The sequence below is a fragment of the Gillisia sp. Hel1_33_143 genome (assembly GCF_900104765.1).
In the GTDB taxonomy this organism is placed as follows: Bacteria; Bacteroidota; Bacteroidia; order Flavobacteriales; family Flavobacteriaceae; genus Gillisia.
In genome coordinates, this window is sequence record NZ_LT629737.1 from 754802 (window position 1) to 772333 (window position 17532).

The following is a 17532-nucleotide window of genomic DNA, read 5'->3' on the forward strand; positions in this document are numbered from 1 at the left end:
TAAAGTCTTTCAAATGCTAACAAACAGATAAATTTTTTCACAATTCATATAAAAGATAGAACTTACGGCTCATTAATTTTAATTAAATAAATATGGCCTCTGGATTTTTTGCATTGTTAGATGATATTGCTGCTTTAATGGATGATGTTTCTGTTATGACAAAGGTGGCAGGTAAAAAAACCGCAGGGATATTAGGGGATGATCTAGCTGTGAATGCAGAGAAAGCATCTGGCTTTATGTCTTCCAGAGAAATTCCTGTGCTTTGGGCAATTACCAAAGGATCTTTATTAAATAAAATAATAATTCTACCCATTGCATTTCTACTAAGTGCATTTGTGCCTGTAGCCATAACAATTATTTTAATTATAGGTGGATTGTATCTTGCTTATGAGGGGGCAGAGAAGATCTATGAATATATATTTCCACATGCTCATGCAACAGAAAAACCGGTTTTAGAAGAACTTTCTGAGGAAGAGGTTTTAGCTAGAGAGAAAGACAAAATTAAATCTGCCGTTCTAACAGATTTTATCCTTTCTGTAGAAATTATAATTATTGCTCTAGGTACGGTTAGTACAGAACCTATAGTTTCACAAATAATAGTAGTAACCATTATTGCCTTAATTGCTACGGTGGGAGTTTATGGAATAGTAGCTCTTATAGTACGCATGGATGAATTTGGAGCCAAACTTATTAATATGAATGATAGAGATGATAGCTTTTCAGACAAACTTGGTAGGTTTCTAGTAGCTGCTTTACCAAAGGTGATCAAAAGTTTATCTGTAATTGGTACCATAGCTTTATTACTCGTTTCAGGCGGAATATTCTCGCATAACGTTGATTTCCTACATGGCCTATTTGAGAACATTCCGGCAATAGTTGTAGAATTCTTTCTTGGACTTATAGCTGGAATTCTGATGCTAGGTTTGGTGAACATTGGTAAAAAATCTTGGAAAGCTGTGAGAACTAATTAAGTAGAGAAAGATCTGTTAATCCCAATGCAAGATTTAATCAGAAAGATATATAAGTATAGGGTTCTATAATTGCTGAAATTTGAACTTCTGCTCCCTTTGCCAATATTCTAAGAAGTCGTACTTTCGAACTTTATCTTTATAAAATATGTCTGATTTCTGGTTATATTTTAAGTTAGGCCTTGAACACGTGTTAGATTGGCAAGCTTATGATCATATTCTTTTCTTAATTGCACTTGTTATATCCTATTCATTTTCCAGTTGGAAAAAAGTGCTCTACTTAGCCTCTACTTTTACGTTAGGACACACTATTTCTTTAATGCTTTCTGCCTACGGAATTGTAAATGTAGACACCAAATATGTTGAAGCGCTCATTGCAATTTCTATATTAATTACGGCACTATTTAATCTTTTTACTGCTAAAAAGAAAGAGAATAAAAATGCTCTTTTACTTTATATCACCACCGTTTTTTTTGGAATAATTCATGGATTAGGGTTTTCTACCTATTTTAAGATGATAGCTTCAGGAATGGAGAATAAGTTTTTATTGCTTCTAGAATTTACTTTAGGAATAGAAGCTGCTCAAATTATAGTAGTACTTTCTGTATTGGTCTTCACGTTTATCTTTTTGAAAGTTTTAAAAGTGAATCGCAGAGATTGGATCTTAGTTATTTCTGCTATTGTAATTGGTATACTGCTACCCATCTTACAAGAAACCTTAATGCAGCTGTGGTAAGTTAAATACAAGATATTGCTTTCAACTATGAGAAATGAGAAACAACAAAGATATGATAAAGCGTATCTTAGAATAGCAAGAGAATGGGGTGCATTATCTCATTGCAAAAGGAAGCAGGTTGGCGCACTTATTGTGAAAGATAGGATGATCATTTCTGATGGCTATAATGGTACTCCAACAGGTTTTGAAAATTATTGCGAAGATGATGAGGGTTATACCAAATGGTACGTACTTCATGCCGAAGCAAATGCTATTTTAAAGGTTGCTTCTTCTACACAGTCCTGTGAGGGCGCTACTTTGTATATTACCCTATCACCATGCAAAGAATGTAGTAAACTTATTCACCAGGCAGGAATAAAGAGGTTGGTCTATAAAGAAGGCTATAAAGACAATTCCGGGATAGAATTCTTGGAAAAAGCAGGCATAGAAATTATTCAAATAACAGAACTTGAAGATTGAAGAGTAAAAATAAAATATACCTGCCTTTTTTATTAGGTTTAGCGTGTGCCGCAGGATTGATCTTGGGGTCACAGCTCAATTTTACTCAAGAGCAGGTGTTATTTAGTTCTAATAGCAAAAAAGAAAAGCTGAACAGGCTTATAGATTATATTGAATATGAATATGTAGATGAGGTTAATACGGATAGCATTGTAGACGTTACTGTAAATAAAATTCTCGAAAATCTAGATCCACATTCTGTTTACATTCCCAAAAAGGAATATGCCAGCGTTACCGAGAATATGAATGGCGATTTTGTAGGAATTGGAGTGAGCTTTTATCAAGTGGAAGATACCATTGTAGTTATTCAGCCTATGAAAGGAGGACCTAGCGAAAAAATAGGGATTAAAGGCGGAGATAGGATCTTATATGCTAATGATCAAAAATTATTTAATAGAGATCTAGGTACAGATTCCATAATAGCACAACTAAAGGGGGAAGAGAACTCTAAGGTTAAATTGAAGGTTTACAGAAAAGGCGTTGATAAATTGCTGAATTTTGAATTGGAACGATCTAGAGTTCCCATTAAAAGTATTGATGCTGCCTATATGCTAACCGATAAATTGGGATATATAAAGGTTAATCGATTTTCAGAAACTACCTATCAGGAATTTAAAGAGAGCCTTTCACACTTAAGAACTTTAGGCGCAAAAGAAATAGCCATAGATCTTAGAGATAATCCTGGAGGTTATCTATCTGAAGCGGTAAATATTGTAGATGAATTTTTAAAAGACGGAAACCTAATCTTATTTACCAAGAACAAATCTGGCGCTATAGAAAAAACCTTTGCTAAAAATAAGGGGAATTATGAAGATAAACCTCTATACGTTCTTATCAATGAAAATTCTGCTTCTGCCAGTGAGATCGTCGCCGGTGCATTTCAAGATAATGATCGAGGAACTATTATAGGTAGACGCTCTTATGGAAAAGGTCTTGTTCAACGAGAAATGGCTTTGGGCGATGGAAGCGCTGTTAGACTTACGATAGCTCGTTACTACACCCCTACCGGTAGATCTATTCAGAAACCTTATAATTTAGGCAATGAAGCTTACTTTAATGATTACATCCGTAGATACAAAAACGGTGAACTTGCGCATGCAGATAGCATACATGTAACAGATTCTTTAAAATATACCACACCTGCAGGTAAGATAGTTTATGGTGGAGGAGGTATTATTCCGGATATTTTTATTCCTAAGGATACAAATTCTGAGAAAGAAGCCCTGTCCTTTCTTCTAAGATCTTCGGGACTCTTCAGTAAGTTCATTTTTCAGGAATTAGAAAGAGATAGAAGCTTTTACAACAAGTTAACCTGGGAAGAATTTAAGGACCGAGAAATGATTACAGATAAAACAATATCTAATTTTTTCAAGTTTACGAAAGATGAAAATATACCTTTAGATATCAAGAATAACCTTCCTATTTTAAAGACCTATTTAGAAGCCGTAATGGCAGAGCAGTTATTTAGCACTAATGAATTTCAACGGATAATTAATATAGATGACCGAATTATCCAAAAAGTGATAGAATTATCGCAGTCAAATTAATATATTCGTGATAATGGACGCTTATAATGACTATACGGCTATTTTTCTATTGCTTTCACCGCTATTTTTTTACATAATAGCCGTGAGCTTCAGACTATTAGATAATAGTGCATTGTTATTTTTACAGAAAGAAATCCTCGTAGATTCCTCTAATGTCTCTTTAAAAGCTATTGAAGAGCAAATTCATTCTTCTGGAGATCATCAATTCAAAAGGCAATTAAAAAGAGCCCTTATTTATAGAAAGATCCACCGCGTGTTTATAATTTTAATGATCGCTTCACTTCCGGTAACTGTCATCACTTATTTCATGTTATTTTAATAGATATAGAGATCTCTAAAATAAAATCCCTTTTCATCAAATAGATTCCAAAATTTTAAAAATCAATTGCTTAGAGTTCTAATCCTTAAAGATTTATTCTGCAATTTTAACTCCTTCACTTATAGCAAAATCACCAAATCTTAGTTCATTAATTTCAAAAATATATGTATTTTCTTGAAACGAACAGGCATTTTAAGCGCAGCGAATAAGAACTGAAAAACGTAAAAATAACAATCTATAAGGGCGCATACTTTAAATTGCACCAACCTAAGGAGATAAGCTACACTTAGCATTTTAAAATTGTTAATGATAATATTGAACGTCTAATAAATCTTGAGGTAAATCCGTTTAAACCAACAACCGCGCGATGTCATCCAATTATCTAAGATTTGATAAAATCAAACTAAATAAAATTAAGCAGTGTAAGTGTATTCTTACAAATCTATCATGTTAGTAGAGAAAGAATAAGCTTTCGAATTTAAACTTTTTGAAGTTCCAAACCGTAATAGTTGAAAAAAAAATCTTACTATAATTTAGATTTTCTTTCAATAGCTTTAGAAGTGAGTAGAATACCTAATAGGACTAAAACGCAACTAGCGGCCAAGATTCCAATTAGAGCAATAGTACTATCGCCTTCCAAAACATTATTAAAATCTAGAATTGTAAAGTTATAGGCAATGACAGCTAAAGACATTGCCATTAATATGTAGATTAAAATTTTCATCTGAATAACATTTTAGTAATAAGTTTAAAAGCCTAATTCAGGCCTGTTACAACTTATTCATTCTCAATTAAATCTATTACGCAAACAGATTTTGAATATTTGCTGCAAACAATTTTACTGCAATTGCTAACAAAATTACACCAAAAATCTTACGTATCACATTGATTCCCTGTTTTCCTAAGAAATGCTCGATCTTCCCAGAAGATTTTAAAACCAGGTAGACAAATATGATGTTAACTATAATTGCTATAATAATATTAATAGTTTCATATTCCGCTCTAAGAGATAGTATGGAAGTCATGGTTCCGGCACCTGCAATTAAAGGAAATGCTAACGGCACAACGGCAGCAGTTTCTGGAGCATCATCTTTGTAAAGCGTAATTCCGAGTATCATTTCTAAAGCTAGAAAGAATAAAATTAAGGAACCGGCAACCGCAAAAGAGTTTACGTCTATCCCAATCAAATTTAAGATCTGTTTCCCTAAAAATAGAAAAACGATCATCAGAATTCCGGCAACTATAGAAGCCTTTTCACTTTGTATCTTCCCTGCTTTTTTCTTCAGATCTATAATAATAGGAATACTTCCAATAATATCTATTACAGCGAATAAAATCATGGTAGCAGTGGCTATTTCTCTAAAATCTATATTCATCAAAATCATTATTAAAAATAAGGCTGCAAAATTACACTTTATCAGACTAAAAATAAACGAATATGAAGCTAATTTTTACTGAATTTGAGCTTGATAAATTGCGGCCAAAAGTTTGAGGTAGTTCGGCTTAAATAAATATCTTTGCGCCATGTTTCAAATAGGCAAAACCATAGTTTCTGAAGAGATAATCCAAAAGGATTTTGTGTGCAACCTTTCTGCGTGTAAAGGCGCTTGCTGTGTAGATGGCGATGCCGGAGCACCTCTAGATGAAGAGGAAGCAAGAATTCTAAAAGAGATCTATCCTAAGGTAAAACCTTTTTTAAGGAAAGAAGGAATTGCAGCTATTGAGGCTCAAGGCACCTCAATTACCGGAGAAGATGGAGAACTTGAAACTCCACTTATAAATGGAGCAGATTGCGCCTATGTGATCTTCGATAAATCTACTGCTCTTTGTGGGATAGAAGAAGCCTATAACCAAGGAGAAGTATCTTGGAAAAAACCGGTTTCCTGTCACTTATACCCAGTTAGAGTTCAGGATTATTCTGAATTCTCAGCAGTTAATTATCATCATTGGCATATTTGCGATGATGCTTGTTCTCTAGGAAAAGAACTTCAGGTACCAGTTTATAAATTCGTAAAAGAAGCCTTGATCAGAAAATTTGGTGAAGACTGGTATATGGAACTGGAGAAGACAGCAGCCTCCATCTCTAAATAATAAACCATACATTTTTTTAGCAGGTATAAAGATTTAATTCCCCAAGAAATATCCTGTCTAGTTTCAGTTTAGATCATCTTATTAATTGAAGCTAAAATTGCAATTTCCATTCTCAAATCAAACTGAGTTCATATTTGCTATATTTCAGAAATAATAAAGCCTTATATTAAGAACTTCATTCTATTTCCGCTTTTAAGCTAAGAATGAGAAAGTATCATTATTGTTGCTTCTCATGCTTAAATCATCAATTATCAACAGTCTGAAATTTTAATAGAATTCTGCAGTTTTAAAGGGCTTAACCCATTTTAACACATCTTCTCTCAAGCCTAGTAAAAACTTCACAAACAACTGTTTTTCTGATAATTATATTTATATTTTAACATTTTTATAAGATGAGGATTTTGCCTCTATGTTCATTACTTTGTTGAAAACGTTTGCTCATAATTCTTTCAATATCTATTAGATTTTTGAATATTTGTTAGCACGAGATTTCTACGGAATTCTTTAACCCAAAAACATATCAAACCTATGGCACAACTAGAACCCATTTTACAAGAGAACAAAGACAGATTTGTAATCTTTCCGATAAAACACCATGATATTTGGGATTGGTATAAAAAAATGGAAGCTAGTTTTTGGACCGCAGAAGAAATAGATCTTCACCAAGATCTTTCAGACTGGAATAATAAGTTAACTAAAGATGAGCGTTACTTCATAAAGCATATTTTGGCATTTTTTGCTGCCTCAGATGGAATTGTGAACGAAAATCTGGCAGAGAACTTTGTAAATGAAGTGCAATATGCAGAAGCAAAATTCTTTTATGGCTTTCAGATCATGATGGAAAATATCCATTCTGAAACCTATTCGCTTCTTATTGATACCTACGTAAAAGATGAAACTGAAAAAAATCAGCTTTTTCAGGCATTAGAAGTTTTTCCGGCAATAAAGAAAAAAGCATCCTGGGCTTTAAAATGGATAGAATCTGATTCTTTTGCAGAAAGACTTATAGCATTTGCTGCCGTAGAAGGGATCTTCTTTTCTGGAGCATTTTGCTCTATCTTCTGGTTGAAAAAACGTGGATTGATGCCTGGCCTTACGTTCTCTAACGAGCTTATCTCTAGAGATGAAGGTGTACACTGTGATTTTGCAGTGCATTTACACAACAATCATCTTGTAAATAAAGTACCTAAAGAAAGAATTAGAGAGATCATCGTAGACGCTCTAAATATTGAAAGAGAATTTGTTACAGAATCCCTACCGGTAAGTTTAATAGGAATGAACTCCAAATTAATGACCGAGTATTTAGAATTTGTAGCAGATAGATTACTGGTAGAATTTGAATGTGAAAAAGAATATGGAAGTGCTAATCCCTTCGATTTTATGGATATGATAAATCTTCAGGGTAAAACTAACTTCTTTGAAAAACGCGTAGGAGAATATCAAAAAGCCGGCGTGATGAATAAAGATAAAGACACTAATAAGATAAGCTTTGATGCCGATTTTTAAATATTGGCAACCTAAACCGGGAAATTAGCTTAAATCTAATTCCCCGGTTTCTAATAAAATCAGTTCTAACTCTGAGTATTTAAAGCTTGTCCCCCCACGCTTGCTTCTAGATCAGACATTTTTTAAAACCTTGGTGGCAAGAAGTATTCTTCTTGCATCCCTAAAAATTTATTACCTATGTATGTACACAAAAGAGACGGGCGTAAAGAACCCGTAATGTTCGATAAGATCACTGCAAGAATTAGAAAATTGTGTTATGGCCTTAATGAAATGGTAGACCCTCTAAAGGTTGCCATGCGCGTAATAGAAGGTTTATATGACGGAGTTACAACAAGTGAATTAGATAATCTGGCAGCAGAAGTTTCTGCCACTATGACTACCTCTCACCCGGATTATGCACGTTTAGCAGCAAGAATTTCTGTTTCCAACCTACATAAAAATACCAAGAAGACATTTTCTGAGGTAATGACAGATCTTTACGAATATGTAAACCCAAGAACAGGTAAAAAAGCACCTCTTTTGGCGAAAGATGTGTATAAGGTAATAAAAGAAAATCAAGAGCTTTTAGATTCAACCATTATTTATAACAGAGATTTTAATTATGATTACTTCGGGTTCAAAACATTAGAAAGATCCTACCTCCTCAAATTAAATGGTAAGATCGCAGAACGCCCGCAACATATGCTTATGCGTGTTTCTTTAGGTATTCATTTAAATGATATTGATGCTGCCATAGAAACGTATGAGTTAATGTCTAAGAAATATTTTACACACGCTACTCCAACATTATTTAATTCTGGTACTCCAAAACCACAAATGTCATCTTGTTTTTTACTTACAATGAAAGATGATAGCATAGATGGAATATATGACACTTTAAAACAAACCGCTAAGATCTCTCAAGCAGCAGGAGGTATCGGATTATCTATTCATAACGTTCGCGCAACAGGATCTTATATTTCCGGAACTAACGGTACTTCTAACGGAATTGTACCAATGCTTAGAGTATTTAATGATACCGCCCGTTATGTAGACCAAGGAGGTGGAAAAAGAAAAGGTTCTTTTGCTATGTATGTTGAACCATGGCATGCAGATATTTTCGATTTTCTAGACTTAAAGAAAAATCACGGAAAAGAAGAGATGCGAGCGCGCGATCTTTTTTACGCCATGTGGATCCCAGATCTATTTATGAAACGTGTAGAAGAAGATACAACTTGGACGTTAATGTGCCCAAATGAATGCCCTGGATTATTTGATATTCATGGCGATGAATTTGAAGCGCTTTACCATAAATATGAAAGTGAAGGAAAAGGCAGAAAAACAGTAAAAGCTCGTGAGCTTTGGGAGAAAATCCTGGAATCTCAAATAGAGACCGGAACTCCTTATATGCTTTATAAAGATGCTGCAAACCGTAAATCGAATCAGAAGAATTTAGGAACTATTCGTTCTTCAAACTTGTGTACCGAGATCATGGAATACACCAGCCCAGATGAAGTGGCTGTTTGTAACCTGGCTTCTATCGCTTTACCAATGTTCATTAAAGACAATGAGTTTGACCATAAAGAACTTTTTAAGATCACTAAAAGAGTGATCAAGAACTTGAACAAAGTTATTGATAGAAACTATTACCCGGTTAAAGAAGCTGAAAACTCTAACATGCGTCACCGTCCGGTTGGCTTAGGAGTTCAAGGCCTTGCCGATACTTTTATTAAATTGAGATTGCCTTTTACTTCCGATGAAGCAAAAAAACTGAATCAGGAGATTTTTGAAACGCTATATTTTGGATCTGTAACCGCTTCTATGGAATTAGCTAAAGAAGAAGGTCCATATTCTACATATGAAGGCTCACCAATTAGCCAAGGAGAATTTCAGTACAATCTTTGGGGAATGACAGATGAAGATCTTAGCGGACGCTGGGATTGGGCGAAACTTCGAGAAAAAGTTCTTAAGAACGGAGTTAGAAACTCACTGTTAATGGCGCCAATGCCAACAGCCTCTACCTCTCAAATTCTTGGTAATAACGAAGCTTTTGAACCTTATACTTCAAACATTTATACCAGACGTGTACTTTCTGGTGAGTTCATCGTAGTAAATAAACATCTTTTGGAAGACCTTTCATCTAGAGGTTTATGGACAGAAGATGTAAAAGATGCTATCATGAGAGCCAACGGATCTGTTCAAGATATAGACATTATTCCGCAAGATCTTAAAGAACTTTACAAAACCGTATGGGAATTGAGTATGAAAGACATAATAGACATGTCTAGACACCGCGGTTATTTTATAGATCAGTCGCAATCGCTTAACCTGTTCATGGAAAATGCTAATTTCAGCAAGCTTACTTCTATGCACTTTTACGCTTGGAAGAGCGGGTTAAAAACTGGAATGTACTATTTACGAACCAAGAGTGCTGTAGACGCTATAAAATTCACCCTTAAAAAAGAAGAAAAACAAGAACCTGTAGCTGTAGAAAGTTTTACTGAAACAGCAGCACCGTCTGTAGCGGCACCTGTAAAAGTAGCTACAGAAGGCAGTTCTCTTTCTCCAGAAGAATTGCGCGCTCTAATTGCACAATCTAAAGAGGCAGAAGGAGACGATTGCTTAATGTGCGGTTCTTAATAAAAATAATAACTCCAACAATTAATTAGTTAACACAAATAAAAGGGAAGTATCACATTACTTCCCTTTTTTATTACTTTTGAATTCAGATTTAGGGCGTTACCCTACGGGTCGGGCTTTCGCCACTCGCTTCCCGAAAAACCTCGGGAGAGCTCAAACAAATGGCTCAATCCCTAACGCAAACAATACATTATGATGAATTGGGAACAACTCCTTTCTTTAAAAAGATTTGGAGATAAGAATAAGAGACTTAGAAAAGAACAGAACGAAACCAGACTTGGTTTTGAAGTAGATTATGATCGTATTATCTTTTCCTCAGCTTTTAGAAGTTTACAGGATAAAACTCAGGTAATACCATTGTCAAAAACAGATTTTGTACATACCAGACTTACTCATAGTTTAGAAGTATCTGTGGTTGGAAGGTCTTTAGGTAGATTAGCCGGGCAAAAGATCTTAGAAAAACATCCACATCTTAAAACCATTCATGGCTATCAAATGAATGATTTCGGAGCTATTGTAGCAGCAGCAGCCCTGGCTCATGATATAGGAAATCCACCTTTTGGTCATTCCGGAGAAAAAGCAATTGGAGAATATTTTAGTTTAGGAAATGGTGCCAGATTTAAAGAGCAACTTTCTCCAGAAGAATATCAAGATCTGGTAAAATTTGAAGGAAACGCCAATGGCTTTCGCATATTAACGGAAACCAGACCAGGTATACAAGGCGGGATAAGACTTTCTTATGCAACTTTAGGTGCTTTTATAAAATACCCAAAAGAATCCCTTCCGCACAAACCCACAAAAAATATAGGCGATAAGAAATTTGGAGTTTTTCAATCTGAAAAAGCCATTTTTGAAGAGGTGGCAGAGGAGTTAGGCCTTATAAAAGTTAGAAATGATAAGAACGTTGCTTTTGCAAGACATCCGCTGGCATTTTTGGTAGAAGCTGCAGATGATATTTGCTACACCATCATAGATTTTGAAGACGGTATTAACCTTGGTTTGATCAATGAAGAATTTGCATTAGAATATCTTATCAACTTAGTGAGAAATAGTATTAATACCTCAAAATACCATTCGCTAACCTCAACAGCAGACAGACTAAGTTATTTGAGAGCCTTAGCTATAAACACACTTATTACAGAAGCGGTAGAGCTTTTCTTAGCAAATGAAGAAGCCATCTTAAAAGGCGAATTTCACGAAGCTTTATTTGACAAGAGCAGCTACGAAGCTCAAATTAAAGACATCATAAAAATAAGTGTAGAGAACATCTATCAGAGTGAGGAGGTTATAGACAAAGAGATCGCTGGCTATAAAATGCTTTCTTATTTGTTGGACACCTACACCAAAGCTCTATTACCAGAACCTGCATATGTAGACTCTAATTTTAATAAATTGGTATTACAATCTATTCCCAAGCTTCAGATATTGGAGGAAGATTCAGTTTACGAGAGCTTGATGAAGATCTGTTCTTACACCGCATCGCTTACAGATGGAATTACCGTGGCATCATTTAATAAATACAGAGGATATAATATCTAAGTAAATCTAATATTCAGGTAATATCTAATATTACAAATCTAAAGATCTAAAAAGTGAGTTTAAAACTTCTTTTTAGATCTTTTTTTATTTTTAGAACCATACATCTATTCATTACTAAAACGATAAAAAGACTGGATCAATATTTATCTTTAAAGAAGTAATTTACGTTATCAAACTCGATTATTCATTAATTCCCAATTGCTAGATCTGAAGATTCTAGATCCCTTAGCCTCAAACATTCCTTAAGATTAGATTAAGATTAGTGGTGTGTTAACTGCTTTTAACAGTATTTTAAACTTCCTTAACACAATACTTTTTTATTTAGTTTACTTTTATAAAAGACGTGCTAATAATCACATAACTACGGTATTCTAAATTTAGAACTATAAAAAAAATAGATTATTTCACTGCCAAAGTCGGTATTAAAACTAAAATCAAATAAAGTACGTGTGTTCATAATAATTCTAAGTACCCCTATCTACTGGTAAGAGTAATTACAAGAACAATTTTAAATAGATCCATAATTAGATTCGTGAACTAATAAGTTCACATTAATAATATTCTTTAATATAAAATACAATTCAGTATGAAAAACATGGGAAATCCAGATGGCGAAGCCAAATGCCCTTTTCGTGGCACTCGAGTAGGAGGAGCCATTGGAACACATCCACAGGTTGATGATTGGTGGCCTAATCGTCTTCAGGTAGAATTACTTCACCAAGAACAACCTGTTGCTAATCCATTAAGTGATGAAAGCTATAAAGAAGCCTTTAATAAATTAGATTTTCAGCAACTTAAAAAAGACATAAAAGCGCTGTTAGTAGACTCTAAAGAGTGGTGGCCTGCAGATTATGATAATTACGGTCCGCAAATGATTCGTATGGCATGGCACTCTGCCGGCACCTACCGTATTGCTGATGGGCGAGGTGGTGCTGCACAAGCAATGCAACGTTTTGCGCCTATCAACTCTTGGTGGGATAATGGTAATACAGATAAATCCAGACGACTTATATGGCCTATAAAAAAGAAATACGGAGCTGCACTTTCTTGGGCAGATCTTATAGTACTAACTGGTAACTGTGCTTTAGAAATAATGAATTTTCCAACTTTTGGTTTTGCCGGAGGAAGAAGAGATGCATGGGAGCCGGACAGAAGTACCTATTGGGGTCCGGAGTTCTGGAATGGAAAACCATTTAAAGAATCTGAAGTAGGTGAATACTACGATGGACACCCAGATAAGATGGTAACCCAAACTTTACGATGGAAAGGAGAACCTTCTGATGAAGATCGCGATCTTGAAAATCCGCTTGCCGCAACGCATCAAGCTTTAATATATGTAAATCCTGAAGGACCGGGTGGAAACGGAGATCCTATGGATTCTGCCAGAGCAATTCGAGAATCATTCAAGCGTATGGCAATGGATGATGAAGAAACCGTTGCTCTAATTGCAGGAGGACACGCTTTTGGAAAAAGTCACGGAATGGTATCTGCAGATAAGATAGGTCCGGCTCCAGAGGCGGCTCCAATACAAGCCATGGGAATGGGTTGGCAAAACCCGGAAGGAACCGGTTTTGGTAAATACACCATGACCAATGGTATTGAGGGATCTTGGACTCCAGACCCAACCACATGGGATAATAATTATCTGATCAATTTATTCAAATTTGAATGGAAGAAAACAGAAAGTCCTGCTGGAGCAATTCAATGGACACCAGAAGATCCTAATGCTCCTAAAACTCCAGATGCTCATCTTAATGGAGAGATGAATGATCTAATGATGATGACTTCTGATATTGCGCTGAAGGTGGACCCAGAGTATAACAAAGTCTGTGAAAAATTCTTAAACGACTTCGACTATTTTACTGATGCTTTTTCAAAAGCCTGGTACAAATTAACCCACCGCGATATGGGGCCTAAAGATAGATATCTTGGACCTGAAGTTCCGGAGCAGGATATGATGTGGCAAGATCCCATTCCAAAAAGAGATTATGACCTTATTGAAGATGCGGATATAGCCGATCTTAAAAATAAAATCTTAGCAAGTGGGCTTTCTATTTCCGCTTTGGTTTCTGCAGCCTGGTCTTCAGCATCTGTTTATAGACATTCAGATAAGCGTGGTGGAGCTAATGGTGCACGCATTGCGCTAGAGCCTCAAAATAATTGGGATTTAAACAGGCCTCAAGAGCTTAACCAAGTGCTGGGCAAATTAAAAGAAATTCAAGGTGATTTTAATAATGCTCAAGCTGGAAATAAAAAAGTTTCGCTCGCAGATCTTGTAGTTTTAGGAGGTTGTGTTGCCATAGGAAAAGCTGCAAAAGATGCCGGGATGGATGTAGGAGTTCCTTTTACACCGGGTAGATTAGATACTACTCAAGAACTTACAGATGTAGAAAGTTTTGATTGGTTGAAACCAGTTTCAGATGGGTTTAAGAATTATCACAACAGCAATATAGGATATCGTGTTCAGCCGGAAAGAATTTTCCTTGACAGAGCACAATTACTTACGTTAAATGCTCCAGAATGGACCGTTCTAGTTGGAGGACTACGAGTATTAGATCAAAATTTTGATCATTCTAAACATGGGGTATTTACAGAGAGACCGGGACAATTGTCTAATGATTTCTTCAAAGTTCTTACCAGTATGGATTATGAGTGGGTTCCTCAGGGAGAAGACTCCATGCTCTTTAATATTAACGATAGAGATAGTGGTGTTACTAAATATACCGCTACTCGATGTGATCTTATCTTCGGTTCTAATTCACAACTAAGAAACATTGCAGAGGTTTACGGAGCAGATGATGGACAGGAAAGATTTGTAAAAGATTTTATAGCGGCATGGGATAAGGTTATGATGCTAGATCGCTACGATATTAAAGACGAATAAAAGTACTTAGGTTATGAATAAAAAACCCCGACATCTTAATTGATATCGGGGTTTCTTTTTAATGCTTGAAGTATCAAATTAATTCGTTGCTACTTGAAATACCGCCAACACTCTTTTTAATTCTGCACGCGTATTCCATAGCTTTTGTTTAATTGCTATTTGCTTGATCCTGGAGGCGATCAAACTCTTTTCTCTCGTGTTCACAAAGAAGATAGAACTTTCACCTAGCTGCAATTTTCTTTCTTCCGCATTAAGCATGGTGGTATAATTATCTACCAGTGTATTGATCATTACCACCTGTTCTTGATAAGATTTGTACTGTTCTCTTAAAGCTTTAATCTTATTACGAAGTTCTAATTCCTGACTTACCACATCTAACTCTGCATTTTCAAGCTTAATTTTTGAAGCTTGAAGATCTCCTCTTTCTTTTCGTAAGAATATAGGAATGCTAAAATTGAAGCCTAATTTGTAATTTTCATTTATAAAACTTCTTAGCAACTCTGGTTCTGCACTTAGAAAGTTGTATTCTAAGTTAAACTTAGGAAGTAGCTTGTTCGCTTTTAATCTTTTATCATATTCAAGAATATCTACCTTATACTCTAGAGATCTTATTTTAGGATGATCCTCTAAGGATTCTTCAAATAATAACGCCAAAGCAGTTAACGATTCTTCTTGAAAGTTCGCAGTTGGATATACCTCTTCCTTTAGCTCTAAAGGCGTATTATTTTCTGCCCATAAATAGGTTCCCAATTTTAATGAAGCTTTATAGAACTCAAGCTCTGCCTGAGTTAAACTTAAATTTCTATCCTGTATTTGAATATTCGCCTCCAAAGTATCTATTGCAGGTTTATCTCCTAACTCATAACTCTTCAAAATTCCAGAATATCTAATTTCTGCGTTCTCTATAAAGTTTCTATAAAGATCTAGTTCTCCAAATTTCGTATACCATTCAAAATAGGCTACAGATGCATCATAAAGCACTTCATTTACTGCTAGTTGTTGATCTACTAAAGTTTGTTCTCTATAAACCTTAGCTTTCTTTAAAGCCGCCATTCGATCATTTATAAACAAGCCTTGACCTAATGGAATGGAAATTCCTGCTGCAAAAAGACCATCATTAGGAACTTTGTTCTGAGGATTTAGATAATAGCCTTCGTTCTTCTCCCATTTAGCTTTGAGCTCTACACCATACCAAGTAGGTATTTTAAAGGTGGAATTAAAAAGATCATAATATCTGGTATCTTTAAAGTCTTTTCTCTCATAGCCTGCCTCAATTTTAGGATCAAATCCACCTCTTGCTTTTAAAAGATCTGCTGCCCCTTTGTCTCTTATCAGGTTAGCTTGTTTTACCAACGGATGATAGGCTTTAACCATTTCCAGATATTCTTCATATCCCAGATACAAACTATCTTGCTGCTGCGCCATAGTAATAAATGGCAACAAGAGTATCCCTATCAATATTACTTTCAAACCTTTCATTTAGACTCAGATTTTTCGGTTTGAGGGGTATAGTAATTAGGAGGAAATCCATTTAAATGTCTCCATATCTCATACCAAATAGGCACATCTTCCAATAAAGCAAGTGTATTCGCACCAGAACCTACTCTAAGCGCTTCCGGCCATGCATAATCTTCTTCATCTGGCGCAAGCAACACTCTATATTTACCATTTGCACTGCTAAAATTCTCAATAGCTACCACTTTCGCACCATAGGTACCATAAGATACATTTGGCCAACCACTAAATACAATTGCCGGCCACCCGTCAAATCTCACTCTAACTTTTTCTCCTGTGTGTAGCAATGGAAGATCTATAGGCTTCACATAAGTTTCTACCGCAAGATCATAATTAGATGGCATGATATTTACCAGCTTTTCACCTTCTTTAAAGGTTTCTCCAATTCCAGCCATAATGGCTTTGTTTATATATCCGTCTTGCGGTGCTTTTACATAGTAAAGATCTTTACGCATCTCATAATTAGTATATGAATTTTGCAATTTACTCACTTCAGCCTCTGCATTAAATTTACCAGATTCTGCAGAAGATCTATCACTAATAGATTTTGAGATCTTATCGCTATACTCCGCACGGGTTCTATTAATTTCAATTTTGGCATTTAATATATTATTCTGACTCGCCATTAACTTATTTTCCTGAGAAATTAATTTTGCCTGATTCTCTTGTAGCTTTAGTTTTTTCTCTTCAACATCTGTCATTGCTTTAAGTCCCTCTTCCTGCAATAACTGTGTTCTCTCGAACTGAGTTTCTGCAATACTAAGATTGGTTTTAGCAGCTTCAAAATCTATACTATCACTTTGAGATTTTAATACGGCTTGCTTTAGCTTATTTCTTGCTTGTTCTAGCTTTAATTCTCGTTCTGTTTGCAGTGCTCCCAACTGTGTATTTAAAGCATTCAATTTTTGATCATAAGATTCCAAAGAATTAGATTTAGATCTTACCTGGTCTCCGGTTCTCTCAATTAGGTCTGGATCAAAATATTCATTTTTTACCTCTGTAATATATAAGATGGTATCTCCTTTATTTACAAAATCACCTTCGTTTACGTACCATTTTTCGATCTTACCGGGAATGACAGATTGAATGGTTTGCGGCCTTTGCTCCGGACTTAATGTAGTTACAGATCCAGTTCCAGAAATGGTTTGCGTCCACGGTAAGAATAAAACAACGATACCGAAGATGGCGAAGAACTTCAGGAATCTATTAAAATATTTGTAATGCTTTTTGAAAAAGACCTTTTTACCAGCTTGATATTGGGAAAAGTCTATTTTCTCATTCAAAGAGTTATTAGTGATATTTAGCATGAT

At 35.2% G+C, this 17532-nt stretch carries 14 protein-coding genes; 10 read left to right on the plus strand and 4 right to left on the minus strand.

Annotated features, from left to right (window positions below; genetic code table 11):
- Positions 1–92 precede the first annotated feature (92 nt).
- The 5 genes from BLT84_RS03355 (at position 93) to BLT84_RS03375 (ending at position 4068) form a co-directional block, all read left to right on the plus strand.
- Positions 93–971 (plus strand): DUF808 domain-containing protein, encoded by an 879-nt coding sequence (locus tag BLT84_RS03355; protein WP_091262901.1) that lies wholly within the window; start codon positions 93–95, stop codon positions 969–971.
- A 145-nt stretch (positions 972–1116) separates the two neighbouring features.
- Positions 1117–1704, plus strand: coding sequence for a HupE/UreJ family protein (locus BLT84_RS03360; RefSeq protein ID WP_091262902.1), 588 nt, complete (start codon positions 1117–1119; stop codon positions 1702–1704).
- A gap of 27 nt (positions 1705–1731) precedes the next feature.
- Positions 1732–2163, plus strand: a complete 432-nt coding sequence (locus BLT84_RS03365; protein ID WP_034887496.1) for a deoxycytidylate deaminase — start codon at positions 1732–1734, stop codon at positions 2161–2163.
- Positions 2160–3749 (plus strand): S41 family peptidase, encoded by a 1590-nt coding sequence (locus BLT84_RS03370; RefSeq protein ID WP_091262904.1) that lies wholly within the window; start codon positions 2160–2162, stop codon positions 3747–3749. Before BLT84_RS03365 ends, BLT84_RS03370 begins: the two co-directional genes overlap by 4 nt.
- Positions 3750–3762: 13 nt before the next feature.
- The gene (locus tag BLT84_RS03375) at positions 3763–4068 is read left to right on the plus strand and encodes a hypothetical protein (RefSeq protein WP_034887492.1); all 306 of its coding nucleotides are present in this window, start codon (positions 3763–3765) and stop codon (positions 4066–4068) included.
- Positions 4069–4594: 526 nt separating this feature from the next.
- Here BLT84_RS03375 and BLT84_RS03380 read toward each other — a convergent pair.
- Entirely contained in the window at positions 4595–4792 is a 198-nt protein-coding gene (locus tag BLT84_RS03380) for a hypothetical protein (RefSeq protein WP_034887490.1), read from the minus strand.
- 76 nt (positions 4793–4868) lie between these two features.
- Positions 4869–5444: a MarC family protein gene (locus BLT84_RS03385; RefSeq protein ID WP_091267979.1), complete on the minus strand. Its 576-nt coding sequence runs from the start codon at positions 5442–5444 to the stop codon at positions 4869–4871.
- A gap of 148 nt (positions 5445–5592) precedes the next feature.
- Here BLT84_RS03385 and BLT84_RS03390 point away from each other — a divergent pair, with 148 nt between their 5' ends.
- From BLT84_RS03390 to katG, 5 genes are all read left to right on the plus strand, one after another.
- Complete coding sequence (locus tag BLT84_RS03390; RefSeq protein ID WP_091262905.1) at positions 5593–6159, plus strand: DUF3109 family protein; 567 nt, start codon at positions 5593–5595, stop codon at positions 6157–6159.
- 528 nt (positions 6160–6687) lie between these two features.
- The gene (locus BLT84_RS03395; RefSeq protein ID WP_034887485.1) at positions 6688–7665 is read left to right on the plus strand and encodes a ribonucleotide-diphosphate reductase subunit beta; all 978 of its coding nucleotides are present in this window, start codon (positions 6688–6690) and stop codon (positions 7663–7665) included.
- A gap of 177 nt (positions 7666–7842) precedes the next feature.
- Complete coding sequence (locus tag BLT84_RS03400; protein WP_091262907.1) at positions 7843–10284, plus strand: ribonucleoside-diphosphate reductase subunit alpha; 2442 nt, start codon at positions 7843–7845, stop codon at positions 10282–10284.
- A gap of 195 nt (positions 10285–10479) precedes the next feature.
- Entirely contained in the window at positions 10480–11823 is a 1344-nt protein-coding gene (locus BLT84_RS03405) for a deoxyguanosinetriphosphate triphosphohydrolase (RefSeq protein ID WP_091262908.1), read from the plus strand.
- Positions 11824–12409: 586 nt separating this feature from the next.
- Positions 12410–14707: a catalase/peroxidase HPI gene (gene katG, locus BLT84_RS03410; RefSeq protein ID WP_091262910.1), complete on the plus strand. Its 2298-nt coding sequence runs from the start codon at positions 12410–12412 to the stop codon at positions 14705–14707.
- Between the two features lie 78 nt (positions 14708–14785).
- Here the strand turns inward: katG and BLT84_RS03415 are convergent, their stop codons facing one another.
- Both BLT84_RS03415 and BLT84_RS03420 read right to left on the minus strand, forming a co-directional pair.
- Positions 14786–16186, minus strand: a complete 1401-nt coding sequence (locus BLT84_RS03415) for a TolC family protein (RefSeq protein WP_091262911.1) — start codon at positions 16184–16186, stop codon at positions 14786–14788.
- The gene (locus tag BLT84_RS03420) at positions 16183–17529 is read right to left on the minus strand and encodes an HlyD family secretion protein (protein WP_034887474.1); all 1347 of its coding nucleotides are present in this window, start codon (positions 17527–17529) and stop codon (positions 16183–16185) included. Before BLT84_RS03420 ends, BLT84_RS03415 begins: the two co-directional genes overlap by 4 nt.
- Between the last annotated feature and the right edge of the window lie 3 nt (positions 17530–17532).